General features: G+C 61.5%; 22 protein-coding genes and 2 pseudogenes. 15 read left to right on the forward strand and 9 right to left on the reverse strand.

Annotation, left to right across the window (positions count from 1 at the left end; translation table 11 throughout):
- A pseudogene (locus DQ405_RS27185) lies at window positions 1-307 on the reverse strand (tyrosine-type recombinase/integrase); the annotation flags it as partial.
- Window positions 308-583: 276 nt separating this feature from the next.
- Here DQ405_RS27185 and hrpA point away from each other — a divergent pair.
- The 7 genes and pseudogenes from hrpA to DQ405_RS17255 all read left to right on the forward strand — a co-directional run bounded on the left by hrpA (window position 584) and on the right by DQ405_RS17255 (window position 12188).
- The gene (gene hrpA, locus DQ405_RS17225) at window positions 584-4708 is read left to right on the forward strand and encodes an ATP-dependent RNA helicase HrpA (protein ID WP_168425389.1); all 4125 of its coding nucleotides are present in this window, start codon (window positions 584-586) and stop codon (window positions 4706-4708) included.
- Between the two features lie 60 nt (window positions 4709-4768).
- Window positions 4769-5662, forward strand: a complete 894-nt coding sequence (rarD, locus tag DQ405_RS17230) for an EamA family transporter RarD (RefSeq protein ID WP_168425301.1) — start codon at window positions 4769-4771, stop codon at window positions 5660-5662.
- A gap of 419 nt (window positions 5663-6081) precedes the next feature.
- Window positions 6082-7623, forward strand: coding sequence for an ABC transporter substrate-binding protein (locus DQ405_RS17235; protein WP_168425303.1), 1542 nt, complete (start codon window positions 6082-6084; stop codon window positions 7621-7623).
- The gene (locus tag DQ405_RS17240) at window positions 7620-8555 is read left to right on the forward strand and encodes an ABC transporter permease (protein ID WP_168425305.1); all 936 of its coding nucleotides are present in this window, start codon (window positions 7620-7622) and stop codon (window positions 8553-8555) included. Before DQ405_RS17235 ends, DQ405_RS17240 begins: the two co-directional genes overlap by 4 nt.
- Window positions 8552-9373, forward strand: a complete 822-nt coding sequence (locus DQ405_RS17245; protein ID WP_168425307.1) for an ABC transporter permease — start codon at window positions 8552-8554, stop codon at window positions 9371-9373. The genes DQ405_RS17240 and DQ405_RS17245 overlap by 4 nt, the downstream gene beginning before the upstream one ends.
- On the forward strand, window positions 9370-10833 hold the full coding sequence (locus DQ405_RS17250) for an ATP-binding cassette domain-containing protein (protein ID WP_168425309.1): 1464 nt from the start codon (window positions 9370-9372) through the stop codon (window positions 10831-10833). Before DQ405_RS17245 ends, DQ405_RS17250 begins: the two co-directional genes overlap by 4 nt.
- 12 nt (window positions 10834-10845) lie before the next feature.
- Window positions 10846-12188: pseudogene (locus tag DQ405_RS17255) on the forward strand (OprD family porin).
- Window positions 12189-12392: 204 nt separating this feature from the next.
- Here DQ405_RS17255 and DQ405_RS17260 read toward each other — a convergent pair.
- From DQ405_RS17260 to DQ405_RS17270, 3 genes are all read right to left on the reverse strand, one after another.
- Complete coding sequence (locus DQ405_RS17260; RefSeq protein ID WP_168425311.1) at window positions 12393-12872, reverse strand: VOC family protein; 480 nt, start codon at window positions 12870-12872, stop codon at window positions 12393-12395.
- Between the two features lie 243 nt (window positions 12873-13115).
- Window positions 13116-13712 carry a 2-hydroxychromene-2-carboxylate isomerase gene (locus DQ405_RS17265; protein WP_168425313.1) on the reverse strand — a complete coding sequence of 199 codons (597 nt, stop codon included), beginning with the start codon at window positions 13710-13712 and terminating at the stop codon, window positions 13116-13118.
- 22 nt (window positions 13713-13734) lie between these two features.
- Entirely contained in the window at window positions 13735-14466 is a 732-nt protein-coding gene (locus tag DQ405_RS17270) for an SDR family oxidoreductase (protein ID WP_168425314.1), read from the reverse strand.
- 91 nt (window positions 14467-14557) lie between these two features.
- On the opposite strand from DQ405_RS17270, the gene DQ405_RS17275 reads away from it, so the two are divergent.
- Window positions 14558-15115 carry a TetR/AcrR family transcriptional regulator gene (locus DQ405_RS17275; protein WP_168425316.1) on the forward strand — a complete coding sequence of 186 codons (558 nt, stop codon included), beginning with the start codon at window positions 14558-14560 and terminating at the stop codon, window positions 15113-15115.
- A 222-nt stretch (window positions 15116-15337) separates the two neighbouring features.
- Here the strand turns inward: DQ405_RS17275 and DQ405_RS17280 are convergent, their stop codons facing one another.
- The gene (locus DQ405_RS17280; RefSeq protein WP_168425319.1) at window positions 15338-16348 is read right to left on the reverse strand and encodes an MBL fold metallo-hydrolase; all 1011 of its coding nucleotides are present in this window, start codon (window positions 16346-16348) and stop codon (window positions 15338-15340) included.
- 204 nt (window positions 16349-16552) lie between these two features.
- Here DQ405_RS17280 and DQ405_RS17285 point away from each other — a divergent pair, with 204 nt between their 5' ends.
- A complete protein-coding gene (locus tag DQ405_RS17285) occupies window positions 16553-17335 on the forward strand; it encodes a sulfite exporter TauE/SafE family protein (RefSeq protein ID WP_168425321.1) in 783 nt (260 codons plus the stop codon).
- Window positions 17336-17412: 77 nt separating this feature from the next.
- Window positions 17413-18156, forward strand: coding sequence for a Mut7-C RNAse domain-containing protein (locus tag DQ405_RS17290; RefSeq protein WP_168425322.1), 744 nt, complete (start codon window positions 17413-17415; stop codon window positions 18154-18156).
- 330 nt (window positions 18157-18486) lie between these two features.
- On the opposite strand, the gene DQ405_RS17295 is transcribed toward DQ405_RS17290, so the two are convergent.
- A complete protein-coding gene (locus DQ405_RS17295; protein ID WP_168425323.1) occupies window positions 18487-18912 on the reverse strand; it encodes a VOC family protein in 426 nt (141 codons plus the stop codon).
- Window positions 18913-18931: 19 nt separating this feature from the next.
- Complete coding sequence (locus tag DQ405_RS17300) at window positions 18932-19351, reverse strand: YciI family protein (RefSeq protein WP_168425324.1); 420 nt, start codon at window positions 19349-19351, stop codon at window positions 18932-18934.
- A gap of 584 nt (window positions 19352-19935) precedes the next feature.
- Between DQ405_RS17300 and DQ405_RS17305 the strand changes: the two genes are divergently transcribed.
- The 3 genes from DQ405_RS17305 (at window position 19936) to DQ405_RS17315 (ending at window position 21866) form a co-directional block, all read left to right on the forward strand.
- Complete coding sequence (locus DQ405_RS17305; RefSeq protein ID WP_168425325.1) at window positions 19936-20466, forward strand: DUF3455 domain-containing protein; 531 nt, start codon at window positions 19936-19938, stop codon at window positions 20464-20466.
- A gap of 129 nt (window positions 20467-20595) precedes the next feature.
- Window positions 20596-21141, forward strand: coding sequence for a sigma-70 family RNA polymerase sigma factor (locus DQ405_RS17310; protein ID WP_168425326.1), 546 nt, complete (start codon window positions 20596-20598; stop codon window positions 21139-21141).
- Window positions 21138-21866, forward strand: a complete 729-nt coding sequence (locus tag DQ405_RS17315; RefSeq protein WP_168425327.1) for an anti-sigma factor — start codon at window positions 21138-21140, stop codon at window positions 21864-21866. Before DQ405_RS17310 ends, DQ405_RS17315 begins: the two co-directional genes overlap by 4 nt.
- A gap of 6 nt (window positions 21867-21872) precedes the next feature.
- Here DQ405_RS17315 and DQ405_RS17320 read toward each other — a convergent pair whose 3' ends face one another.
- Window positions 21873-22577, reverse strand: a complete 705-nt coding sequence (locus tag DQ405_RS17320; RefSeq protein WP_168425328.1) for a glutathione S-transferase N-terminal domain-containing protein — start codon at window positions 22575-22577, stop codon at window positions 21873-21875.
- Between the two features lie 192 nt (window positions 22578-22769).
- Between DQ405_RS17320 and DQ405_RS17325 the strand changes: the two genes are divergently transcribed.
- Together DQ405_RS17325 and DQ405_RS17330 are read left to right on the forward strand one after the other, a co-directional pair.
- On the forward strand, window positions 22770-23111 hold the full coding sequence (locus DQ405_RS17325) for a hypothetical protein (RefSeq protein WP_168425329.1): 342 nt from the start codon (window positions 22770-22772) through the stop codon (window positions 23109-23111).
- Window positions 23112-23200: 89 nt separating this feature from the next.
- A complete protein-coding gene (locus tag DQ405_RS17330; protein WP_168425330.1) occupies window positions 23201-23647 on the forward strand; it encodes an HIT domain-containing protein in 447 nt (148 codons plus the stop codon).
- A gap of 42 nt (window positions 23648-23689) precedes the next feature.
- Here DQ405_RS17330 and DQ405_RS17335 read toward each other — a convergent pair whose 3' ends face one another.
- Window positions 23690-24955 (reverse strand): DUF445 domain-containing protein, encoded by a 1266-nt coding sequence (locus tag DQ405_RS17335; RefSeq protein WP_168425331.1) that lies wholly within the window; start codon window positions 24953-24955, stop codon window positions 23690-23692.
- Window positions 24956-25022 lie beyond the last annotated feature (67 nt).

Consider the following 25022-nt stretch of genomic DNA (forward strand, 5'->3'; position numbering starts at 1 on the left):
TAAGCCTTACCAGCTGCCTTGGGTCACCTCCCAGCCTTCGCTCAGCTGCCAGCATAATCTGCCTTGCCATGGACACGCCTTTTGCCTGAGGAACGGTCAGAGCGGCAGTCGATGCGATGTACCCCAAGTCATCATTGAGGTCCGAGTAGTTCATGCACATTACGTCCAGCAGTTCCCACTCTGTCGGAGTCGCCAACAGGTCCTCTGCGATAGACCGAAGGTGATCGCGTATTTCAGGCCACGTAGAGTCAGGATTGTCGAGATGGAAGGTTCTGAGAGCCGCCTGGAGCTGCTTGCTGGTTGTCATTGCGGTAGATCGGTCAGTGGTGCGGAGAGAGACTGTGCAGGATGCCACAACGGAGCCCTTGGGTCGGACCCTCAGCTGATAAACGCCTTGCTTCCTGAAGTGCCAAGGGGGGGCCAAAACGACCCGAACTTGTGACCGGCTTGTGACTGGGTTGTGACTGAGTGTAGCTTCGTGAAGGCCCATGATTGCTGGAGTCCGCGTGGTTCCTGGGGAGCCACCACATCCATGCCAAATCTGCGACAATCGCCGTCCTTACGAAATCGTCTACGGCTGTCCATGACCGACGCAACGCCCGCTATCGATACCCTGTTGAAGAATCTCGACCAGGCGATGTTCGCCGACCGTCATCGTTTGCGCCGTCAGTTGCATGACCTGCGCAAGAAGGCCGGCGATGCGTCGCTCGACGACGAGCGCCTCGGGCAGTGGCTCGAGCGCTTCCAGGCCTCGGTGGGCAAGGTCGAGGCACGCCGACAGAGCGTGCCGACGATGCGTTACGACGACCAGCTGCCGATCGCCGCCAAGCGCGAGGAGATCAAAGCCGCGCTGGGAAAGCATCAGGTGCTGGTGATTGCCGGCGAAACCGGCTCGGGCAAGACCACTCAGCTACCGAAGATCTGCCTGGAAATGGGCCGCGGCGTGCATGGGCTGATCGGCCATACCCAGCCGCGTCGGTTGGCCGCGCGCAGTGTCGCGACCCGCGTTGCCGAGGAGATCGGCACGCCACTGGGTGAGCTGGTGGGTTATCAGGTGCGCTTCGAGGATCAGAGCAAGGAAAGCTCGCTGATCAAGCTGATGACCGACGGCATTCTGTTGGCCGAGACGCAGCATGATCGCTTTCTGGAAAAGTACGACACCATCATCGTCGACGAGGCGCACGAACGCAGCCTCAACATCGATTTCCTGCTCGGGTACCTCAAGACCCTGTTGCCGCGCCGCCCGGATCTGAAGGTGATCATCACCTCGGCGACCATCGACCTCGCGCGCTTCTCCGAACACTTCAACGGTGCGCCCATCGTCGAAGTGTCGGGGCGTACCTATCCGGTCGAAACCTGGTATCGACCTCTTTCAGCAGAAGTCGACGAAGACGGCAACCGTGTCGAGGATGACCTCACCGTCGACCAGGGCATCCTCGCCGCGCTGGAGGAAATCGACGCCCATGAAAAGATCATCGGCAAACGCCCCGGCGATGTGCTGGTGTTCTTGCCTGGCGAACGGGAAATCCGCGACGCAGCTGAGGTGCTGCGCAAGGCGAACCTGCGCTTCACCGAGGTGCTGCCGCTGTATGCGCGGCTGACCCCAGCCGAGCAGCAGAAGATCTTCCGGCCCGCGGCCGGACGCAAGATTGTGCTGGCGACCAACGTCGCGGAGACCTCGCTGACCGTGCCCGGCATCCGCTACGTGATCGATTCGGGTACCGCGCGCATCAGCCGTTACAGCTACCGCGCCAAGGTCCAGCGGCTGCCGATCGAGGCCGTATCCCAGGCCAGCGCCAACCAGCGCAAGGGCCGTTGCGGGCGGGTCGAGCCGGGTATCTGCATTCGGCTCTACAGCGAGGAGGATTTTCTCTCTCGACCGGAGTTCACTGATCCGGAAATTCTTCGTACCAATCTCGCGGCGGTGATCCTGCAGATGCTGCATCTGCGCCTCGGCCAGATCGAAGATTTCCCCTTTATCGAGCCGCCGGACGGCAAGGCCATCAGCGACGGTTTCAACCTGTTGCAGGAGCTCTCGGCGGTCAACCGCGAGAACCAGCTGACGCCTTTGGGCCGGCAGCTGGCGCGTCTGCCGATCGACCCACGGCTCGGACGCATGCTGCTTGAAGCAGCGCAGCTGGGCAGCATCGCCGAGGTGCTGATCGTTGCCAGTGCGCTTTCCGTGCAGGATGTGCGTGAGCGCCCAGCCGATCGCCAACAACAGGCCGATCAGGCGCATGCGCAGTGGAAGGATCCGGACTCGGATTTCGCCGCGCTGATCAACCTCTGGCGCGGCTTCGAGGAGCAGCGCCAGGCGCTGGGCTCCAATGCGTTGCGCACCTGGTGTCGGAAGAATTTTCTCAACTATCTACGGTTGCGCGAGTGGCGGGATGCCCACCGGCAGCTGACGCTGATCGTGCGGGAGCTGAAGCTGGGTGGCGAGCGTAAGGCAAATGCCGAGCTCCGCAGGAGCGGGGGGAGCGTCCCAGCCCTTGCCCGCGAACAGGCGGCGGGTGCCAAAGTTCGCGAGCAAGCTCGCTCCTACGAAGAGCCCACGGCGCCGGATTCCAAACCTGCCCTCACCACTGACAAAAAGGTTAACGTCAAGTTGGCGCAGCAAGCCGAGGCCAGCGAGGCCGCGCAGCGCGCCAAGAGTTATGCCGCAGTGCACAAGGCGATCTTGTCCGGGCTGCTCAGCCAGGTCGGGCACAAGACCGAAGAGGGGGATTTTCTCGGCGCCCGGCAACGGCGCTTCTGGGTGCATCCGTCCAGCGTCATCGGGCGCAAGAAACCCAACTGGATCATGGCCGCGGAACTGGTCGAGACCACCAAACTGTTCGCGCGCATGGTAGCGAAGATCGAGCCCGATTGGATCGAGCCACTGGCCAAACACCTGACCAAGACCAACCACTTCGAGCCGCACTGGGAGAAGAAGCGCGGCCAGGTGGTGGCATTCGAACAGGTCACCCTGTACGGCATGATCATCGTCGCCCGCCGGCCGGTGCATTTTGGTGCCATCGACCCGTCGGCAGCGCGTGCGCTGTTCATCCGTGAGGGCTTGGTGCGCGGTGAGATGCACAGCCGCGCCAAGGCGCTGACCGCCAACCGCGAGTTGCTGGAACTGTTCGACGAGCTGGAAGCCAAGGCTCGTCGGCGCGACATCATTGCCGACGAAGACACGCTGTTCGCCTACTACGACGCACGGTTGCCGCAGGACATCTACCAGACCGCCAGCTTCGAAAATTGGTACAAGCGCGAGAGCGCGAAAGATCCGCAGTTGCTGATGATGCGCGACGAAGATGTGCTGGCCCGAGACGCCAGCGAAGTCACCGCAGCTCAGTATCCCGACCATCTGCGCATCGGCGAGCTGCAACTGCCGCTGGAATACCATTTCGAACCCAATCATCCGCGAGATGGCGTGACCTTGCGCGTGCCTGCGCCTCTGCTACCGCAGCTGCGAAGCGAACGGCTCGACTGGTTGGTGCCGGGCTTGATCGAAGCCAAGGCGGTGGCGCTGGTTCGCAACCTGCCCAAGGCGATCCGCAAGAACTTCGTGCCGGTGCCGGACTTCGTCAAGGCGGCGCTATCCAAGATCACCTTTGGTGATGGGTCGCTGCCCGAGGCGCTGGGCCGCGAGCTGCTGCGCATGACCGGCGCGCGCGTTTCGGACGAAGCCTGGGCGGAAGCGGCGGTGGGGTTGGAAAACCACCTGAAGATGAACATCGAGGTGGTCGACGCACGCGGAAAATTCCTTGGCGAAGGCCGCGATCTCGTCGAACTCACGGCGCGCTTCAACGAGGCCAGCCAGGCCGCACTGGCGCCGCCGCAGCAGAAAGCCGAACAGAAGCCGGTAGAGGCCAAGGCGTTCGCCGAGGTCGCGGAAAAGGCCCAGGCGAAGATGGCCGGGCTCTCGATGACCGTCTACCCGGCACTGGTAGAAGAGAATGGCGTGGTCAAGGAGGGACGCTTCCCGACCCAGGCCGAAGCCAACTATCAGCACCGTCGGGCGCTACAGCGGCTGCTGCTGCAGCAGCTGGCCGAGCCGGCCAAGTATCTGCGCAACAAGCTGCCGGGTCTGACCGAGATGGCGTTGCTGTACCGGGACATGGGCAAGATTGACGCGTTGGTCGAGGATATTCTGCTGGCCAGCCTCGACAGTTGCGTGCTTGACGGTGAAGCCCAACTACCCCGCGATGGCGCCGCATTGGCTGCGCTAGCGGAACGCAAACGCAGCGACTGGACGCCGCATGCCGAGCGCCTGGCGCGCCTGGTATTGGAGATTCTCAAGCTCTGGCACGGTCTGCAGAAGCGCTTCAAGGGCAAGATCGATCTGGCCCAGGCGGTTGCGTTGAACGACATCAAGGCGCAGCTTGGCAGTCTCGTATATCCCGGCTTCGTTCGCGAAACCCCGGCCGAGTGGCTGAAGGAATATCCTCGCTACCTCAAGGCGATCGAGCAGCGATTTGAAAAGATCGGCGCGCAACTGCAGCGTGATCGCGTCTGGTCCGGCGAGTTAGGTGGTTACTGGGAGCAGTACCAGCGGCGGCTGAAGAAACATTTGCAGGAAGGCAAGCGCGACCCGGAGCTGATGTCGTACCGCTGGATGCTGGAGGAATATCGCGTATCGCTGTGGGCCCAGCAGCTTGGGACGAAGATGGCGGTGTCGGACAAGCGTCTGAACAAGCAGTGGAATCAGGTCGAGCCCTGACGGTCGAGTATGGCGTCACGATGTCCGCGTCACCGAAACCTCAGAACCCCAGGACGTTATATGGAAGGCCGGAACAGTCTGCCGGGAGTGGCCAGTTCGCTTGGAGCATCGGTGCTGTTCGCCACGCTGTATTACTACACCACGCTTCTCGAACCGTTGACCGGCCAGCAGATATACGGATGGCGCATTCTGTTTACCGCGCCGTGTCTGGCCTTGCTGCTGCTCGGCCTGGGCCGCTGGAGTGAGGTCCGCCAGGTCCTCGTGCGGGTGCCGGCCGAACCGCGGCTTTGGCTGGCACTGCCGCTGTCCTCGGTGCTGGTCAGCCTGCAGCTCTGGCTATTCATGTGGGCGCCAATCAACGGCTATGGCCTGGATGTCTCCCTCGGCTATTTCCTGCTGCCGCTGACCCTGGTACTGACCGGCCGTCTGCTCTTTGGCGAGGCGATCAGCCGGCTGCAACGGCTGGCCTGTCTTTTCGCGGCGGTAGGCGTCGGCAACGAACTGTTGCTGGTCTCGTCACCATCCTGGCCAGTGCTGGCAGTCGCGCTCGGCTATCCCTGCTACTTCGCCCTGCGCCGCTGGATCGGCACCGCCAACCTGGGTGGCCTGTGGATTGACCTCGCCATCAGTCTGCCGGTAGCCGCCACCTTCGCCCTGGCCGATCCCGACACCCTGAAGCAGCTCGTCGCGAGTCCACGTCTGCTCCTGCTGATCGTCGGGCTGGGTGCACTCAGCGCTTTGGCACTGGCATTGATGATCATCGCCGGCAAGCGCCTGAACCTGGCCGTGTTCGGCCTGCTCAGCTACGTCGAACCGGTCCTGCTGGTCCTGGTGGCGCTATTGCTCGGCGAAAGCATCGCGCCGGATCAGTGGCTGACCTACGGTGCGATCTGGCTGGCAATCGTGGTGCTGGTGGCGGAGGGGGCGAGGGTGTTGCGCAGGGGGCGGGGCTAACGCTCTATCGGAGGGCGGCTCGACCCAACGCTGGGCGTTGCATGCTTTGGCAGTCAAGTGCCTTGGGTGCATTCATTAACTAACGCCAACGGCCCCCAGATGATCAAACTGGCGCTACCGGCGTTGCCTTCAACAGTGCTAAGTACCGGCGGATGCCAGCCAGTGCCATACGTCTCCGTATCCTCCGGCTTTCAATAATGTCCCCCGCGGTGCTCCGGCAGCCGCTCGCCCTGAAATAACGTACAGAATGTAGACGTTATACTATTACGTGAACTGCTATTCTGCGCTTTCTAAGCCTCGCAAGAATTATCTGCTTCAAAAAAACGCTTCGGGATGACCCGGCGCAAACAGAAGCAGACACCACTCAGCTACGGCATCACGCTTGGTCAGCCCTCCGGCGTACATTCATAAGGAACGTCATGCATTTCAGAAATAGACACCGTCTTCCGCTGCTCGCGGCGGCGATCGCCACTTGGTTGACGGTTGGCGGCAGCCCCGTCTCGGCCGATGAAAAGGTATTCGACGTTGTGGCCCCCTTCGAGATTGGCGGCCTGGATCCGGCGATTTCAGGGTTCGTATTTCAAAGGATGCAGATAACCGAAACGCTGCTGGAGGCCGATGCGAAAGGACAGCCCCTGCCTGCACTCGCGGAGAAGTGGAGCGTCTCGGATGATGGAAAGGAATGGCGGCTGACGATCCGCCAGGGTGTCAAATTCCATGACGGCACCGATCTCACCGCCGAAGTCGCGGCGCATTCGCTCAACGTGGCGAACACCAAGCCCGGTATGCTGCGCAGTGCCGAAATCAATGCGATTACCGCAGAAGGCAATGACGTGGTCATCCGTCTGGCTGAGCCCTTCAAGCCTCTGACGGCAGTCCTGGCTCACTCCTCGACGAACATTCTGGCCGCCGCGGCCTACGACGCGGACGGCAAAGTCCAGAAGATCATTGCCACCGGGCCCTACCAGCTGACGCTGCTTGAGCCGCCACAACGACTGGCCGCAGATCGCTTCGAGGATTACTGGGGAGAGAAACCCAGCATCGAGAAGGCGACCTATCTGGCCGCCGGCCGAGGGGAAACGCGTTCGCTCATGGCCGAAAGTAATGGCGCCGAACTCGTCTTCCAACTCGATCCGCCCAGCATCGCCCGTCTCAAGCGCTTCAAGGATGTACAGGTACTGATGGGGCCGGTACCGCGAGTGGTGGTACTGGCTGCGAATGCCGGCAGCGGCGCCACCGCACCGGTCGAGGTGCGCAAAGCCATCAGCCTTGCCATCCAGCGTGAAGGCATCGCGGCCGCCGTATTGCGAGCTCCGGGCACCGGTGCCACGCAGATGTTTGCCGACAGCGTACCGGCCTGGCATGACGAGAGCCTTCCCGCTCTCGCCTACGATCCCGAGGCTGCGCGAGCGCTTCTCAAGGGGCAGGGCTGGACATCGGGTGCCGATGGCATCCTGCAGAAGGATGGCGAACGTCTGAGCCTCAAATTGCTCACCTATTCCGATCGCCCGGAGCTTCCGCTAATTGCGACGGCTCTGCAGGCCCAGCTTCGCGAAGTGGGCGTGGACGTTGAGGTATCGGTGGCGAACGCCAGCGCGATCCCAGCGGCACACAACGATGGCACCTTGCAGCTGGCCCTGTATGGCCGCAACTACGCGTTGGTACCAGACCCACTGGTCACCCTGCTTGCTGACTTCAGCGACGGCGGCGCTGAATGGGGGCCGCTCGGTTGGAGCAATCCGCAATTCGAGCAAACCATGAGCGCCCTGCTGGCAAGCAATGACCCGGCTGAACAGCAGCGTTTGCGCAACCAGATCGTCGCGCTGATCCAGAACGATCTGCCGTTGATCCCCATCGCCTGGTATCGCCAGTCCATCGCTGTATCCAACTCGGTCGAAAACGCGGCGATCGATCCCTTCGAGCGCACCTTCGGCCTCAGCACGATGCGGTGGGCCGAATGATTCGATTGCTGGGCTTTCGCTTGCTGCAGGCGGTCATGGTTGCGGTGCTGGTCGGTGCTCTGACCTTCCTGCTGATGACATTGCTACCGGGTGATGCGGCTTATCGGATCGCCGCGGGCCGTTACGGCTACGACATGGTCAACAGTGCTGCAGCCGAAGCGGTACGCGCTGAACTCAATCTGGACCAGCCAGTGCTGTGGCGCTTCGTGGCGTGGATCGGTGACCTGCTGACGCTGGATCTTGGCAACTCGCTGGTGACCGGAAAGCCGGTTACCGAAATGGTTGCCCACGAACTGGGAAGCTCGGTGCGCCTGGCCGTCGGTGCGGTGCTCCTGTCGTTCTTCATCGGTCCGCCGTTGGGGATCATCGCCGGGCTGCGTCCAGGCGGTTTGTTGGATCGCGGGCTTTTACTGCTGAGCACCGCGACACGTGCGATACCGCACTTCGTTCTGGGCGTGATTCTGGTGCTGATCTTTGCGGTGTCGCTGGCGCTCTTGCCATCGGCAGGCCACGGAAGCTTTGCCCACACGGTTTTGCCCACCCTCACGCTGGCGCTCGGACTTGCCGCGGTCTCCTCGCGTGTTGCCCGAGACGCTACGGTGGCTATCGCATCGTCCGCTTACTACGCCTTCGGACGCCTCAAGGGGCTCGGTTCGAGCCAGGTTTTCATGCGTCACGGTCTTCGCAATATCGGCGTACCGGTCGTGACCTACCTGGGTGTACAGCTGGTGTACCTGATCGAGGGCGTGGTGGTCGTGGAAACGCTGTTCGCCTGGCCAGGCATCGGCCATGGTCTCGTGCACGCCATCGTTCAGCGCGACGTACCCATGGTCCAGGGCGCGGCGCTGGCGATGGGATTGATGTTCGTGGTGCTCAATACCTGCGTCGACTTGGCCAACCACTTGATAGACCCGCGCAGGAGGGATGCATGAATCTGGAAATCGCTATCGCCGACGCGGCTCCTCAACCGCGCGCAATGTCGCGCCTGATCGGTGTTGCCATCCTGGTGATGCTGGTGATCTTCGCCGTGAGCGTACCGCTGCTCTGGAGCCTGGATATGGCCAAGCAGGACTACTCAGCGATCCTGTCGGGCCCGGAAAGTGCTCACCCCCTAGGCACCGACCATCTCGGTCGCGACATGCTTGCACGCCTGGCTGCGGCTATCCGCCTGTCATTGGGCCTGGCACTGGTCAGCGTGGTTACCGCGGCCGTGCCCGGCGTGATGCTGGGCATCCTTGCCGCGTGGAAAGGTGGCATCACGGACAAGGGCCTCGGCCTGCTTGTTGAACTGTTCATGGCGCTGCCGGGCCTGCTGCTGGTTCTGCTGATCGTGGCGATCTATCCCGGTTCGTTCCTGGCCCTGTATGGCGCGGTCGCGCTGGTGCTGTGGATCGAGTATTTCCGCATGACGCGGGCTCTGTCGCGCACCGTATTGGCATCGCCGGCGGTGGCTGCTTCTCGCCTGCTGGGTTTCGGGCCGCTCTACATCATTCGGCGGCATCTATGGCCAGAGCTGGCTTCAGTCCTGATGACCATCGCTGCATTCGGAGCCGCCTCGGCCATCATGGCCATCGCGGCACTGGGTTTCGTCAGCGTCGGCGTGCGCCCACCGACTGCCGAGTTGGGACTGATGATCACTGAACTGCTGCCTTACTTTGCCGAAGCGCCGTTCATCATCGCGCTGCCCATCCTGGTGATCTTTCTCATCGTTCTGTCGCTCATGCTGATTGCCGGGGGGCGCAAGCCGTGAAATCACTGTTGAAAACCGAGGCGCTGGAGATCCGCACCGCCACCGCTCAGCTTGTGCAGCCATTATCCATCGAGCTGTACCCGGGACAGGTGCTGACCATCATCGGCGAGACCGGATCGGGCAAAAGTCTGTTCGCACAGGGCGTCGTAGGTAATCTGCCCCCGGGCTTGCATGCCCGCGGGCAGGTCGAGTTTGGCAGTGGCTTCAGCGAAGAAGGCCACGCCAGCGAGCGCCGAACGCTATGGGGTCGTGACATCGCTGTGTTGCCGCAGGAGCCCTGGCTAAGCCTCGATCCAACCATGCGTGCCTTGGGACAAGTCTCGGAAACCTACCGGTACGTACGCGGTAAAGGCACGGACGAGTCGCAACGCCTGGCCCGCAAGGACATGGCCCAGATGGGCTTGGAACACGCAGAGGCGAAGTTTCCATTCGAGCTATCGGGCGGCATGGCCCAGCGCCTCGCGTTCGCCGCGACACACGCCGGCGGCGCAAAGGTAATGATCGCCGACGAGCCAACCAAAGGTCTGGATAGCGCACGAATCGGCGAAGTCGTCGGCCTGCTGCAAGCCGGGCTCGCCAATGGCGGCGCGCTGCTGATCATCACACATGACATCGAGGTCGCTCGCCGGCTGGGGGGCGATGTGATGATCATGCACAAGGGCAAGGTCATCGAGAGCGGCAGCGCCGAACAGGTGCTCAGCAGGCCAGCCCATGAATACACGCGGCAACTGTTGGATGCCGATCCCAAAAGCTGGGCGCCATGTAGCCGTCCAACCTTCGAGAACGAGGTTGTGGTTCAGGTTAGCAACCTGGCGGTGGAGCGTGGCGGACACGCCTTGTTTGAAGCGCTCTCCTTCAACGTACGCCGTGGTGAAATCGTGGGTGTCACCGGTCCATCCGGCTGCGGAAAATCCACCCTGGGTGATGTCATCCTGGGTCTGATCAGCGCCCGTGAAGGCACGGTGACGACTCAGTCGGGGGCTCCCCGAGTGGCGTTCCAGAAGCTCTACCAGGACCCTGTCTCCGCATTTCCGCCGTCGGTCACCCTTGCTCGCAACCTCGCCGATCTGGTTCGCCTGCATCGCCTCGACTCGAGTCGCATCGACGTGCTACTGCAACGGCTGCGCCTGGAGCCTTCGCTCTTGAACCGCTTGCCCGGCAATGTCTCTGGCGGCGAACTGCAACGCTTCTCCTTGCTGCGCGTGCTGTTGCTCAAGCCAGTGTTCATTTTTGCCGATGAGCCCAGTTCGCGCCTCGATCTCATTGCCCAAAAGGAAATGATCGAGTTGCTGGTCGAGGCGGCCAGAGAAAACGACACCGCCGTACTTCTTGTGAGCCACGACGAAGCATTGATCGACGCCGTATCGGATCAGCGCGTTCGACTGGGTTCCTTGAGCCAGAGCATCAGCACAGTCGAGCACGCGGACACCCAGCTCCGCTGCAGTCCTACCCAAGCGTGAAAAGAGCCTGAAATGACCTCACTGCCACTTCGTTCCTTGAGTCTCGCTCTTTTAGTGAGCCCGTTAGCCATGGCCGACTCGGCACAATCGAAATCCAACGGGTTCATCGAAGACAGTACCTGGAACCTGCTCAACCGCACCGTCTATGACAACCGCGAATACCGCAACGACGGCAGCAACAGCGGTGCGCGCAACGCCTACAAGCCTCGCGCCGAGCGCAACGGCTATGCAGAAGAATGGGCCTACGGGCTGATGGCTACCCTGCAGTCAGGCTTTACTCAGGGCACAATCGGCGTGGGTATGGATGCCCATGCCTACTTCGGCGCACAGCTGGACAGCGGTGGCGGTCGTGCGGGCAAGGCACGACTGCTCGGTGTGGATAATGATGGATATCCCAAGGATGAGTTCAGCCGCGCCGGTGCTGCGGTAAAGCTACGCCTGTCATCGACCGTTCTATCGTACGGCGAGCAGCGCGTGAAGACGCCCGTTTTCAGCTCGTCTGACAGCCGCTTACTGCCGGAAACGGCCACCGGAATTTTCATCAACAGTAGCGAGTTCGAAACGCTGCGATTCGTTGGTGGGCACTTCACCGAAAGCACCGACCGCAACGCCAGCAGTCATGACCAGGGATTCGTCGTCAACTATTCGAATGCGGAGAAAGGCGACGCGCTCGACTTTGCGGGGATGATATTCACGCCGGACAAGAACCTCAGCGCAAGTTTCTATACGTCACGTTACGAGGACACCTGGAACCGTCATTACCTGGGGGAACCCTGGTCAAGGCGATCGATGATAACCGCTCGGTGGCGCTGAACCTGAACCTGTACCGTACCACTGACACAGGCAAGTCACTGTCAGGCGACATCGACAACACGACCTGGAGCCTGATGTCCACCTACACCGACGGCCCGCATAGCCTCAGCCTGGGTTATCAGAAAGTCGACGGCGACACTCCGTTCGACTACGTAACCCGTGGCGCGATCTTCATCACCAATGCCGTGCATATGTCTGACTTCAATGCGCCCAACGAGCAATCCTGGCAAGCGCGCTATGATCTTGCGATGGCCGAATTCGGCCTGCCCGGCTTGGTGCTCAGCGCGGCCTACGTGCGGGGCAGCCAGATAGATGGCAGTCACGTCGACCTAACTGGGGGCTATGCCTATCTCGGTTATGGCGAAGGCGGCAAGCACTGGGAGCGCGATCTGGAAGCACGCTACGTGGTTCAGGATGGCACCGCCAAGGGCACTACCATCTCTCTGCGGCACAACGTGCATCGCAGCAATGGCGCACAAGCGGAGCTGGATGCTGATCAGATACGCCTGGCTGTCGAGTATCCCCTATCAGGTGTTTTCTGAATAATGCTCGCGTACGTCGCAAACGCTCCGGTACCTTGTTCTTCAGCGTGCCAAAGGGCGTTTTGAGCGGCGAACCCGAGCTGCCGGACGGCCTGGCCGCATGTTTGCGAAGGCTTCAGAGCATTGCGTTATCGAATGACTCCACGGCTTAGAGTGGATGGCTTGCTTCCGTATATCAGGGCGCTCAGTCCGAAGCGGTGCGGGTTAACGTTTCACAGCCGCTTCGATCGCTGCGATGTCTATCTTCGTCATTTTCATCATTGCGTCGAACGCACGCTTGGCTAGCGCTCGGTCAGGATTGGTTATGGCGGCCGTCAGGGCGCGGGGTGTTATCTGCCACGACAGCCCCCACTTGTCCTTGCACCAGCCGCAAGCACTTTCCTGGCCACCATTTTCGACGATGGCGTTCCATAGGCGGTCCGTTTCGGCCTGGTCGTCGGTCGCGACCTGGAACGAGAACGCTTCGTTGTGTTTGAACGCCGGTCCTCCGTTCAGCCCAAGACAAGGTATACCCATCACTGTGAACTCGACGGTCAAGATGTCTCCCTGATTGCCCGCCGGATAATCGCCCGGCGCATGAAGGACAGCGCCCACGGCGCTGTCGGGAAACGTCTCGGCGTAGAAAGTCGCTGCCTCCAACGCGGTGCCGTCGTACCAGAGGCAAATCGTGTTTTTGCTGCTCATCTTGGCTCTCCAGAAAATAGGGCTGGGTAAAGGCTTCTAGCAATGCAGACAGCCAGGCCACTCGGACTGTCCGCATCGTTCGGCAAGCGTAGACCCACTTCGGTTTTGCAGGCTTTTGGGAAGCCGGGCGGCTTTCGATAGCTCCCGGTGCCAGGGCACGATGACCCTTCACACGAGCCGGCTGCTCTGCACGTTGAATTCACCTGGCGGGAGCAGCCGCTCTTTGTGTGCGACGGACGGGTATCAGGCGCCCTTTAGCGCCTCGTCGACGAATTCCAACCGGTCCTGTCCAAAGAACATCTCGTCGCCAATAAAGAACGTCGGTGCGCCAAATATGCCCCGGCGCACGGCTTCTTCAGTGTTTGCTTTGAGCGCGGCCTTGACTTCGTCCTCGGCGATCATCGTGCGGTACTGCCGAGTGTCGAGCCCTGCCGCTTCCAGCGTGGCGGCAAGCACAGCCTCATCGCCCAGATTGCGTTGTTCGGCCCAGAGCGCGCGATAGATCGCTGTCAGGTAGCGTGGAAAGCTTTCCGGCTGCTGCAGCTGATAGCCGACGGCGCCGCGCATCAGACCGAGCGTATTGATCGGGAAATGCGGGTTGAAAGTGAACGGTACGCCATAGCGCCTGGCATAACCCTGCAGGTCTCGGAGCATGTAGCGCCCCTTAGCCGGCACGCTGACCGGCGAGGCATTACCGGTGGCCTGGAACACGCTGCCCAGCAGCATGGGCCGGTACAGCAACGCAGCGCCGTTGCGCTCGCACAGGCCTGACAGCTGAGTCCAGCCGAGGTAACTGGCCGGGCTGCCCACGTCAAAAAAGAACTCCACGGTCTTGCTCATACAGCGTCTCCATCTGAGTGGTTTACCAGCGTTCGGTCCAGGGGCGCAGGTCAAGTTCGAAGGTCCAGGCGTCACGTGGCTGGCGGTGCAGATGCCAGTAGTTATCGGCGATATGCTCCGGGTTGAGGATGCCGTCCTGGTCCTTCAGGGCGTAGCGCTCGGGGAAGCTGTCGCGGATGAAGTCCGTATCGATGGCTCCATCGACCACGACATGAGCGACATGGATATTCAGAGGGCCCAGTTCACGCGCCATGCTCTGTGCCAACGCGCGAATGCCATGCTTGGCGCCGGCGAACGCGGCGAAGCCAGCCGATCCACGCAGTCCAGCAGTAGCACCGGTAAACAGAATCGTACCGCGGCCGCGAGCGACCATGCGTTTGGCCACCGCCTGGCCGGTCAGGAAACCGGCGAAGCAGGCCATCTCCCAGATCTTGAAGTACTTGCGCGGGGTTTCCTCGAGGATGCTGCAGGGTACGTTGGCGCCAATGTTGAAAACGAAGGCTTCGATCGGGCCGATGTCGCGTTCGATGGTCTCGATGAGTTGCGCGACATCCTCTTCCTTGCGCGCGTCAGAGGCGAAACCGTGGGCGCGGCCGCCGTCAGCGATGATGCCGTCGACCAGTGGCTGCAGCTTGTCCGCGCTGCGTCGAGTAACGCAGGCAATGAAGCCCTCCCGCGCGAAACGCCGCGCAATAGCACCGCCAGTGGAGTCCCCGGCGCCGATCACCAGGACCACGCGATTGTTGTTATGCATGAGCTTGCTCTCTTGCTAAACGTTCGTTAGGTAAACGAACGTTATGTTACGCTTCGCGCTTCGTCAAGCGAGCGTCATGAGGTGGTGCTGCATGCGTTACTCCGCCGGCCACAAAGAAGAAACCCGCCAGCGTCTGGTTGAAAGCAGTGGCGCTATCGCCAAGCGTGGCGGCTTTGCGACCACTGGTGTCGATGGGCTGATGAAAGCCATTGGCCTAACGGGTGGCGCGTTCTACAGCCACTTTCCCTCCAAGAACGATCTGTTCACCGAGGTCGTCCGGCGCGAGCTGTCGCAGAGCCCGATTCTGGCGCAGGACGGCAGTTTGACTGCGGATCGGCTGGAATGCTGCCTCGACAGCTACCTGAGTTTGGCTCATCTGCATAACCCCGAAGCCGGCTGTGCGATTCCTGCGCTGGGCGCTGAGATTGCTCGTGCCGATATCCAGGTGCGGGAGGAAGCCGAGCATTGGCTTTGCGCGCTGCAGCATGCCTGGGCTCAGGCGCTCGGCGACGGGGATCTAGCCTGGGCGCTGATTGCACAGTGCGTCGGGGCGTTGGTAGTGGCACGTATGTTGGTAACCGAAGATACGCAGCGCAACGTGCTCGAGGCGAGTAGAGCGATGCTCCATTCGGCGTTGGCGCAGGGCTAGCAGCCATCCAAGAAATAGGAGAGCGGGGCGTTTATCCGCCTGTTTTTCCCGAGCATCGGGCTTCACCGCAACCGAGCAATCGCTATGAACGACAGGCACTCAACGACGGTGCGGGCAGGCAAGCCGAAACGACGAGGCGCTTGTACAAGCGCCTCGTGTCTCTCGTTGTGCTTGGTGGTTTATTCCGATCGGTGGAGCCCGTCTTATCACCCGTAGCCCCGATCACCCGCCTCGCTGGTCGGCCTCAGAGGCCTCCATCTCGTTTCGCAGATGGCGTTCCACTCGTTTCACCTGTCCCGTCTTGCTCAACCTGAGCCGCAACAGGTCCTCGGCCAGTATGAGCTGTCCGCTGTAGTGTCGGCCCGCCTCTGTTCGAATATCCTCAATCGACTGACCTCGGTTCGGGACGCTCTGATAGCGGGCGCTGAAGTGCATCAGCACCAGACTAGGTACCTGAATCGATTCCGCGAACGCGGCGACCTGGGCGGCGGTGCTGTGACCGAAATCGGCCTTGCCAGCGTCAGCGATGGCTTGGGTGTAAGTCGCTTCGTGTACCAATAGTTGCGCATTCTGGCAGGCGTCGCGGAGCAGCTCGGGGCGATCGTTATCGCCGCCGATGACAATGCGCTGCGGTGAACGGGTAAACAGCAGATAGTCCTTGCTGCACAGGGAGCGGCCTTCATGTTCGACATCATGGCCGCGCATCAGCTCGCCCCAGAGAGGGCCACGGGGAATACCGTCATGGTCGAGTTTGTCGACATTCAAGCGTGGGTCGGGGCGGGTTTCGGTGAACGTATAAGCCCAGCTTGGGACTCGGTGGGAAAGGGGAGTGGCTTCGACGCTCAGCAGCCGGCTGTGCCATCCCTTGAGGGATTCGGTGGGGTAAAAATTCAGTTCGTAGGGCAACCAGCTTTGACTCATCTCGAGCGTCGCGCGGACCCACCCTTCAATCGCTGCCGGAGCGATGATATCCAGCGGTTCCTGACGACCCGCCATGCCGGCACTGGCGAGCAGGCCGGGCAATCCGTAGCAATGGTCACCGTGAACGTGCGTGATGAAGATCGCTCGCAGGCCATGCAGCGTCAGCGGTGTACGCAGCAACTGGTGCTGGGTGGCTTCGCCGCAGTCGATCAAGTACCAGCCCTTGCCGCTGTCTTCGAGCAAACCCAGGCCGCTGACGTTGCGAGCCCGGGTCGGGGTGCCGGATGAGGTGCCGAGAAATAGCAGGTCCACGCGCTGGCTCCTTGTTTTCGTGACGTCAGTATGGCGAGTCAGATCGCGGCGGATAAGTTCACACGCGCAGAAAGCCGTCGCGGCCTGCTTGCTTATTCATTTTAGATACTAATAAAGCACAAACTTATATTAAGAATAGCTAAACAATGCCCTTATGCTGGCCGCCATCGACACGGCCCGACAGGCCCACTTTGGGATTGAATGATGGAGTTTGGTGTTCTTGGCTTTGTGATCGCCGGCCTGGTGGTCGGCTTCATCGTCGGCATGACGGGCGTTGGTGGCGGATCGTTGATGACGCCGATCCTGCTGTGGTTCGGCGTCAACCCGGCTGCGGCGGTCGGCACCGATCTGCTCTACGCGGCAATCACCAAGGCGGGCGGTGTCTGGGTCCATCAGAAGAATCGCAACATCAACTGGCGCATCACCGGCTGGCTCTCACTGGGCAGCCTGCCGGCCGCTGCCCTGATGCTCTGGGTGCTGAAGGGACTGCATGGCGATCAGGACGCGCTCAACGCGGTCATCAAGCAATCGCTGGGCATCGTCCTGGTGCTTACCGCATTGGCGGTGCTGTTCAAGAAACGTCTGCTTGCATTCGCATCTCGCCTGTCCGGACCGACGCCGCGCTTGTCACCTCGGGGCTTGAATGCGTTGACCGTTGTAGTCGGCCTGATTCTCGGTGCGATGGTGACGCTGACCTCCATCGGTGCCGGCGCGTTGGGCACCGTGGCCTTGTTCTTCCTATACCCTTTGCTCACTACCCACCGTCTGGTGGGAACGGAAATCGCCCACGCCGTGCCGCTGACGCTGGTTGCCGGCCTCGGCCACGCTGGCATGGGCAACATGGACTGGACCATCCTGGCCTATCTGTTGGTGGGTTCTTTACCGGGCATCTACCTGGGCAGCAACCTGTCCGGCAGGGTACCGGATGCCGTCTTGCGGCCCTGCATGGCGGTGATGTTGGCGACCATTGGCTATAAGCTGATCTGACCGCAGCCTTTTTCGGAGGCGCGACGCACCGCGCGTTCAGTTGTGGAGATAATCGCGGTTGGCGTTGCTGAACATGCATGACGACAGCCACCTTCCGCTTCTATGCCAGGCTCAACACCTTCCTTCCAGCCGAGCGCCGTGGACAGGCGTTCAGCTGGTCGTGCGCGCAGGCCGCGACGACCAAGCATATGATCGAAGCCCTTGGCGTGCCGCATACCGAGGTAGCGCTGGTACTGGTCAATGGCAGCCCGGTTGGGCTTGAGTGGCTGATCAAGGACGGAGACCGGATCGCTGTGTATCCGAAGTTCGAACAGCTGGACGTCAGCACGCTGGCCGACTTGCAGCCTTTGCCGCCCGGCCCGCCGCGCTTCGTCGCTGACGCTCATCTGGGTGGTCTCGCCCGGCTGCTGCGCATGGCCGGCTTCGATACGCTCTTCGACAACCATTACGAAGATGCGGCCATGACAGAACTGGCTAACCGAGAGTGCAGGGTACTGCTGACTCGTGACCGTGCGTTGCTTATGCACCGGGTGGTGACGCACGGCTGCTACGTCTATTCGCTGAAGCCAGCGGACCAGCTGCGTGAGTTGTATGAGCGGCTGGAACTGGCCGCCCATGCGCGCCCCTTCAGCCTGTGCATGACCTGCAACGCGCCACTGCGCCAAATAGGCGAGCAGGTGGCACGTGCGCGCGTACCGCCCCGAGTGCTGGAACGCCATGAGCGGTTCATGGGTTGTGATCGCTGCGGCAGGATCTTCTGGGAGGGCTCGCACTGGCAGGACATGCGCGCCTTGCTTGATTCGCTGACCTTGGAGGAATGATTGACCGTGCGCAACCGTCTGCCTTCGGCGGCGCTACGGCATGGGTTGCTCATCTGGCTTGGATGGCGCGCTGGTAGGATTGGTAGATGTTGTCCGGCGTCAATGCCTGGCCGCCCTGCATGGCTTGCCGTTCGCGGTCTCGGCTGATTGCACAAGCATGGAAAGCGGCCGTGGGCGGAGAGACGATGGACTGCGCCTATGCGGAAGCGCGCACCAACCGTTGGTTCGGGTCACGCTTTTCGTAGATGAAACCCATCGGTTCTCCGCCGCAGATCTAAACGTGTCAGCTCGTTATTGCGCGCTCAACTCGTTGAATTAATATCGCCCGGCTCACTGCTGCTCGCAGTTGATCATCCAGGACACGCCGAAGCGGTCTACGAACATGCCGAAACGCTCAGCCCAGAAGGTTTTCTCCAGGGGCATCACGACCTGCCCGCCATCTGCCAATCCCGCGAACACGCGCTCACATTCCGCAACGCTTTTCGGATGCAGCGAGATTGAGCAGCCCTTGATGCCTTCGTATGGACCGCCGCCACAGGCAGGGTCGCCGGGCATGGTGTCGGATGCCATCAGCTGGTAGTCGCCGAGACTCAGGCAGACGTGCATGATTCGCTCACGGTGCTCGGCAGGAAATCGCTCGCCTTCGGGCGCCTGAGCGAAGGTAATCATTTCCAGCGTGCCGCCCAGCACTTTCTGATAGAGCGTGAAGGCATCGCGTGCTTGGCCATCAAATGTCAGGTAGGGGGTGATTTTCATGGGGCGTCTCCTGTTTCGGTTACTGGGTGATCCGTGCGCGCAAGCGTTCTTCCTGCTCACGCAGCTCCGGGGTGAATTCGGCGCCGAAATCCTCGGCTTCGAATATCTGGCGAATCTCGATTTCCGAATCGCCTACGGCCGATGATGGGCAGCGCTTCACCCAGTCGACGGCGTCCTGTAGTGAGGCTGTCTGGAATATCCAATAGCCGGCGATCAGCTCGCGGGTTTCGACGAAAGGGCCGTCTACCACCGACGGTTGCCCCTCGTTGAAGCGCACCCGTGCGCCGCGGCTGCTGGGATGCAGGCCTTCACCGCCGAGCATTACCCCGGCATTTACTAATTCTTCGTTGTATTGGCCCATGGCCGCGAGAATATCCTCACTGGGCATCACGCCCGCTTCGGTATCGCGGTTGGCCTTGATCATCACCATGAATCGCATCGTCTGGCTCCCTCATCGAATGGAAGAACAGCCTAGTCGGCGTTGCACGAATCCGCTGGCTCTGATCACTGGTCGTTTCAGGACCTCGGGAATCGACAACCGCTTGCGATCTTTTTTGCAGGCAGCGTCTCTGTCCACTCAGCGCTGAACCATGCCCGCGTGGTACGTGGCGAAACATTCACGCGTCGATGGCTCCTGCCAGCCCAGCGCGCGGCAGGCCGGTAGCGCTTCATCGATGAACTGGTCGAACGCCGTTGGGGTTTCCGAGAAATCGGTGATTAGCCAGCCGCCAGGCACCGCTACGCATGAGTGAGACAGGATGCCGGGTGGCGGGCCGCTCGACGCGAGCTTTGCGCTGCGCTCGTCTAGCGTTGCTGGTCGATGTCCGGAATTCCAAGATGGTCAGATACGGCATCGCGTGGCCTCGCTCGGACGAAAACGGGGAGTGGCTTCGGCCCGACAGGCCGTGCTCAAGGCTGACCAGGATATTTTGCAATTTCACTGCATCCAATCGCCTGTCTGGCGGGTAGTACAGGTAGCGGCACCATTGCCGCCCAATCCGATCACTACCCGGAGACACGAAAATGGACGCGAAAAAGATCCTCTGCCTGACTGGCCTGTCACTAGCCCTCGGTTGCTCCGCCTCTGCAGTCGCTCAGATGGATGTGCCTGAAGCCGTGCGCGTGCCGGACGGTCACAAAGTGGCAATGGAAACCGTTGGCGTCGGCCAGATCACCTACGAATGCCAGGCCAACAAAGACATGCCCGGGCAGATGGCCTGGGTCTTCATGGGCCCGAAAGCGGCGCTCAACGACCGCAGCGGTAAGCAAGTCGGGACCTATTACGGCCCGCCGGCGACCTGGGAAAGCATGGACGGCTCCAAGCTGACCGGCACCCAATTGGCGATCGCACCGGCCGGCGATGGCAACATTCCACATCAGCTGGTCAAGGCCAACCCGGCCGAAGGCAAGGGCGCGATGACCGAGGTCAGTTATATCCAGCGGGTTGCGACCAAGGGCGGCGTAGCACCGGACAAGGCGTGTGCGGCCACCAACGAAGGCGAGCGCCAGACCGTCGAGTATCAAGCTGACTATCTGTTCTGGGCCAGCAAGTGAGCTGAATGCAGCGAGCGAAAAGCTGCTCGATAAGAGCGCCGATCGCCTCTATGCTCATCTGACGCCCCGGCTGTCCTCGCGCCGGGGTTTCTCTAACCAGACAGTGGCGGATCACGTGTCGCAACCCCCTTGTTCGATTACGAAGCGGTTCTGCGCGCCTGCGCGCGAGGCGAACGCTCAGCATTGCAGCAGCTTTATGAACAAGAAAGCCCGCGTCTGCTCGGCGTGGTTCAGCGTATTGTGCGCGACCTCGCGTTAGCCGAGGACATCGTGCATGACGCGTTCATCCGCATTTGGAACAAGGCTGGTACCTACGATCAGACGCGCGGCTCTGCCCGCGGCTGGATCTTCAGCTTGACTCGCCATCTGGCCCTCAACGCCGTACGCAACGATGCCCGCCACGTCCAGATGGCACCGGACGAGGAGGGCGACATGGAACACGCCGTCATCGATGGCTGGCAGGAGCAAACCGACGCATTCGATTGGCGAATCAACCCCGGCAAAATCGAAGCCTGCCTCGAACAACTTGAACCGGTGCGCCGCAACTGCCTGCTTCATGCCTACGTCGACGGTTATTCCCATCAGGAAATAGCCCAGCGCCTGGGTGCGCCGCTGGGCACGGTAAAGGCCTGGATCCGTCGCAGCCTGACTGCCCTTCGTGGGTGCATCGGATGAACATCGACCCCAGCGAATCGGGCGAGAACCTGAACGAAGTGGCCGGCGAATACGTGCTCGGCACGCTCTCGGCCTCGGAGCGGGAAGCCATCGAGCGGCGTCTGGCGGTCGAGCCCGAGCTGCAGACGGCGGTGGATTACTGGGAGGCGCGACTGTTGCACCTGACCGATCTGGTCGAGCCGCAAACGCCTTCGCCACGCTTGTGGAATCGCATCCAGCGCAGCCTGGACGAGTCGAGCCGGCAGATCGCTCCGGTGGCGTCCGGGCGTCAGGACATTTGGTGGAGCAGCCTATCGATCTGGCGCGGCTTCGCTGCCGCCGGCATGGCCGCGACCCTGGTGTTGGGTGTGTTGCTGCTGACGCGTCTGCCGCCGGCACCATCGCCGACCTGGTTGGTGGTGCTCGCCACGCCGCAGGACTTGGCCCCCGGGTGGGTGGTGCAGGCCAGCAATCAGTCGCGGGAAATCGAGCTGATTCCCTTGGGCGTCACCGAGCTGCCGTCGGACAAGGCGTTGCAACTCTGGACGAAGGCCGAAGGCTGGCAGGCGCCGGTCTCCCTCGGCTTGGTCAAACCGGGCGAACCGGTGAAAATCCGCCTCGACGACCTGCCGCCGTTGCAGCCCAATCAGCTGTTTGAGTTGACGCTGGAGCAGCCGACCGGCTCGCCAACCGGCAAGCCGACCGGGCCGATCCAGTTCATCGGGCGAGCGGCCAAGGTGATCTGAAATTTCTCAACCGCGCGGTGGGATGTTCAGCCCCTTGGCGACAGCAGGCCGCGAGACGAAGGCATCCAGCACTCGCTGGACGTTGACGAACCGTTCGAATTCCACCAGCTCGCGCGCGTCGTAGAAACCCACCAGATTGCGCACCCAGGGGAAGGTGGCTATATCGGCAATGCTGTAGCGCCCGCCCATGATCCATTCGCGGCCCTCCAGACGTTTGTCCAGTACGCCGAGCAGTCGTTGGCTTTCGGCGACGTAGCGCTCAAGAGGACGCTTGTCCTCGTAGTCCTTGCCGGCGAATTTATGGAAGAAGCCCAGCTGGCCGAACATCGGGCCGATGCCACCCATCTGGAACATCAGCCACTGGATCGCCTCGTAGCGAGCCGCCGCATCCTCGGGCATGAACTGACCGGTCTTGTCTGCCAGATACAGGAGGATCGCGCCGGACTCGAACAACGCCAGCGGCTCGCCGTCTGGCCCGTTGGGGTCGAGGATCGCTGGGATCTTGTTGTTCGGGTTCAGCGAGAGAAATTCTTCCGAGAGCTGGTCGTTGCTTTCGAAACTGACCAGGTGCGCCTCGTAGGGCAGACCGGTCTCCTCCAGCATGATCGACACCTTCACCCCGTTGGGGGTGGGCAGCGAGTATAGCTGCAAGCGATCCGGGTAGCTGGCGGGCCATTTCTGGGTGATGGGGAAGGTGGCCAGATCGTGCATCGGGTGCTCTCCTAGAAACGATGGGAAGATGAGAATAGCGGTAAGGACGATGCTCTTGATTGCCGGGACGCTATCATCTTTCGACAGCAGCATCCCAGCAGACGGCGCTGCGGCCAGCACCTGCGCTTTTCCTTGGCTACTGGCGAGGTTGGCTGAGGGGCTTCGTCTCTACTTGAAAGCGGGTCGAGGGGCATGAAAACGATACTAGCGACCCTGTTTATTCCTTGTTGCGTATTGGCCGCCGATCTGGAGACCAAGACGTACCGCATAAACATCGAGCCTCGATGTGGCGAGGGTCATGTTTCATGCAGTGACGTTCGATATGTAGCTCGCAGCAAGGAGGGCGGCGAATCTATCGTGCTCACAGGCGGGACCTGGCATACGGCCTGTGCCGATGGCTCCCCCTGTCGCTTTCTGGGCTACAGATTCCAAGACGGCAATGTCAGCTATCGTGTTCATCAAAGCGGATTGCTGGAGGTAGTGCGCGGACGCGACGAGGTTCTGCTGAGCGAGCAGGGCGAGTGGCAGGAGTAGTGCGAAAGGGTGAGCCGCCGTTGCGCTGTTCAGCACCTCCCGCTCCCGCTATGGTCTGTGCAACAAACCTTCGCCAAGGAGCGTTGCACGTGTCTCTCACCACACCCTACGACCCGCAAAACATCTTCGCCCAGATCATCCGAGGCGATGCGCCTTGCTACAAGCTCTACGAGGATGACGATGTGCTCGCCTTTCTCGACCTGTTCCCACAGTCCTACGGACACGCGCTGGTGATTCCCAAACGGTCCGCGGCGTGCAACATCCTGGACGTGGACACCGACGCGTTGTGCAAAATGATGGCTGTGGTGCAGAGGCTGACCCGGACAATCGTTGACGAACTGCAGCCCGACGGCGTGCAGGTCGCGCAGTTCAACGGCGCGCCGGCGGGTCAGACGGTCTTTCACATCCACATGCATATCGTGCCGCGTTACGCCGGCGAAGGCCTGGGAATCCACGCAGCGGGAAAGGCCGAGCCGGCGGAGCTGGAAAAGCTGCAGGCGCGACTGGTGCAGCGAATCACTCAAAAACCTATCTGAATAGGGTTCGATATCACGGCAACTCGCTAGCTGGCGACGGGGTCAGCCCGTCGCCAGCTGGGTCAACGCATGTAGCACCAGCCCTACCAGACCTCCGACCAGGGTTCCGTTGATGCGGATGTATTGCAGGTCCTTGCCGACGCTCAGTTCCATCTGCTCGACCAGTTCGCGGCTCTCCCAGTTTTCCACCCGCTGCGCGATGTAGTGGCCGATTTTTCCGCGGTAACGCTCCAGCATCGCCGGTGCCGCAGTCATAAGCTGCTCATTGATCCAGCTGCGCATGGTGGCGTCCGCAGCCAGGGAGTCGCCGAGGCCCTGAGTCAGCTTGACGATGCGCTTGCCAATGCGCGAATCCGGGCTGTCCAGGTCGGCCTGCAGCCAGTCGGTCAGCTCGTGCCAGAGCGTCTGGATATATTCGGTGGTGGCGGGATGGTCCAGCAACTGCGCAACGATGCGCTCGACCTCCAATCGATAGGTCGGGTCATGCTTGAGCCGGTCAATGTACTCGGCAACATGCTCATCGAAGCGCTCACGCAGCGGGTGCTCGGGGTCGCCCGCGATTTCGGTGATCACCGCCGAGACGCCGTCGACGAACTTGTTCGCTGACCAGCCACCTACGGCCTTTCCGAGGCCCAGATAGCGCAGGGTACGGACTTCGGCGGTAATCGCATCGGCGACCAGCGCCCGGGTATCGTCGTCCTGCAGGAGCGCATCGAGCTTGAGTAACGCCTCGTCGAGCATCGCCTGGTGCTTGTTCTGGCGGGTGAGCATCTCCAATACCTGTCCGCACACCGGGGCCAGATCGACCTGACGCGCGCGCTTGATCAGTTTGGCCTGGACGAAGGCTTGCACGCGCTCGTCATGCAGCGAATCGACGCCGAACCGCGCCATACCGGTGAGCTGCTGACCCACCGCTTGGGCATTGTCTGGATGACGCAGCCAATTGGCCAGACGTCCGCCGAGATCCAAGGCTTCCAGTTTCGCCAGCACCAGCGGTGTGGACAGAAAATGCGTGGTGATGAAAGTCGACAGGTTCTGCCCGATGCGCGCCTTGCTGCGCGGGATGATCGCTGTGTGCGGAATCGGCAGGCCGAGCGGATGGCGGAACAGCGCGGTGACGGCGAACCAGTCGGCAATGGCGCCGACCATGGCCGCTTCGGCGAACGAGGCAAGGTAACCCCAGGCCGGGTGGCGCGGCTCCATGGCGGTCGCAATGACATAAAGCAGGGCGGCGAACAGCAGCAGAAGGCCGGCAACCAGCTTCATGCGCGAAACCGGGGATTGCCAATGGCGTTGCAGAGGGCTCATGCGATTCCTCTTGGTGGCGGCGGAGGATGAAGCGAAGGCGGAATCGGCCGGATGACCGAGGGTCTGC

The sequence above is a fragment of the Pseudomonas sp. SST3 genome, assembly GCF_003325755.1.

Excerpts from the sequence above, each read along its gene's own strand:
- hrpA (WP_168425389.1), top strand. The coding sequence starts at position 584 with ATGACCGACGCAACGCCCGCTATCGATACCCTGTTGAAGAATCTCGAC.
- rarD (WP_168425301.1), top strand. The coding sequence starts at position 4,769 with ATGGAAGGCCGGAACAGTCTGCCGGGAGTGGCCAGTTCGCTTGGAGCA.
- DQ405_RS17235 (WP_168425303.1), top strand. The coding sequence starts at position 6,082 with ATGCATTTCAGAAATAGACACCGTCTTCCGCTGCTCGCGGCGGCGATC.
- DQ405_RS17240 (WP_168425305.1), top strand. The coding sequence starts at position 7,620 with ATGATTCGATTGCTGGGCTTTCGCTTGCTGCAGGCGGTCATGGTTGCG.
- DQ405_RS17245 (WP_168425307.1), top strand. The coding sequence starts at position 8,552 with ATGAATCTGGAAATCGCTATCGCCGACGCGGCTCCTCAACCGCGCGCA.
- DQ405_RS17260 (WP_168425311.1), bottom strand. The coding sequence starts at position 12,872 with ATGAGCAGCAAAAACACGATTTGCCTCTGGTACGACGGCACCGCGTTG.
- DQ405_RS17265 (WP_168425313.1), bottom strand. The coding sequence starts at position 13,712 with ATGAGCAAGACCGTGGAGTTCTTTTTTGACGTGGGCAGCCCGGCCAGT.
- DQ405_RS17270 (WP_168425314.1), bottom strand. The coding sequence starts at position 14,466 with ATGCATAACAACAATCGCGTGGTCCTGGTGATCGGCGCCGGGGACTCC.
- DQ405_RS17275 (WP_168425316.1), top strand. The coding sequence starts at position 14,558 with ATGCGTTACTCCGCCGGCCACAAAGAAGAAACCCGCCAGCGTCTGGTT.
- DQ405_RS17285 (WP_168425321.1), top strand. The coding sequence starts at position 16,553 with ATGGAGTTTGGTGTTCTTGGCTTTGTGATCGCCGGCCTGGTGGTCGGC.
- DQ405_RS17290 (WP_168425322.1), top strand. The coding sequence starts at position 17,413 with ATGACGACAGCCACCTTCCGCTTCTATGCCAGGCTCAACACCTTCCTT.
- DQ405_RS17295 (WP_168425323.1), bottom strand. The coding sequence starts at position 18,912 with ATGAAAATCACCCCCTACCTGACATTTGATGGCCAAGCACGCGATGCC.
- DQ405_RS17300 (WP_168425324.1), bottom strand. The coding sequence starts at position 19,351 with ATGCGATTCATGGTGATGATCAAGGCCAACCGCGATACCGAAGCGGGC.
- DQ405_RS17305 (WP_168425325.1), top strand. The coding sequence starts at position 19,936 with ATGGACGCGAAAAAGATCCTCTGCCTGACTGGCCTGTCACTAGCCCTC.
- DQ405_RS17315 (WP_168425327.1), top strand. The coding sequence starts at position 21,138 with ATGAACATCGACCCCAGCGAATCGGGCGAGAACCTGAACGAAGTGGCC.
- DQ405_RS17320 (WP_168425328.1), bottom strand. The coding sequence starts at position 22,577 with ATGCACGATCTGGCCACCTTCCCCATCACCCAGAAATGGCCCGCCAGC.
- DQ405_RS17325 (WP_168425329.1), top strand. The coding sequence starts at position 22,770 with ATGAAAACGATACTAGCGACCCTGTTTATTCCTTGTTGCGTATTGGCC.
- DQ405_RS17335 (WP_168425331.1), bottom strand. The coding sequence starts at position 24,955 with ATGAGCCCTCTGCAACGCCATTGGCAATCCCCGGTTTCGCGCATGAAG.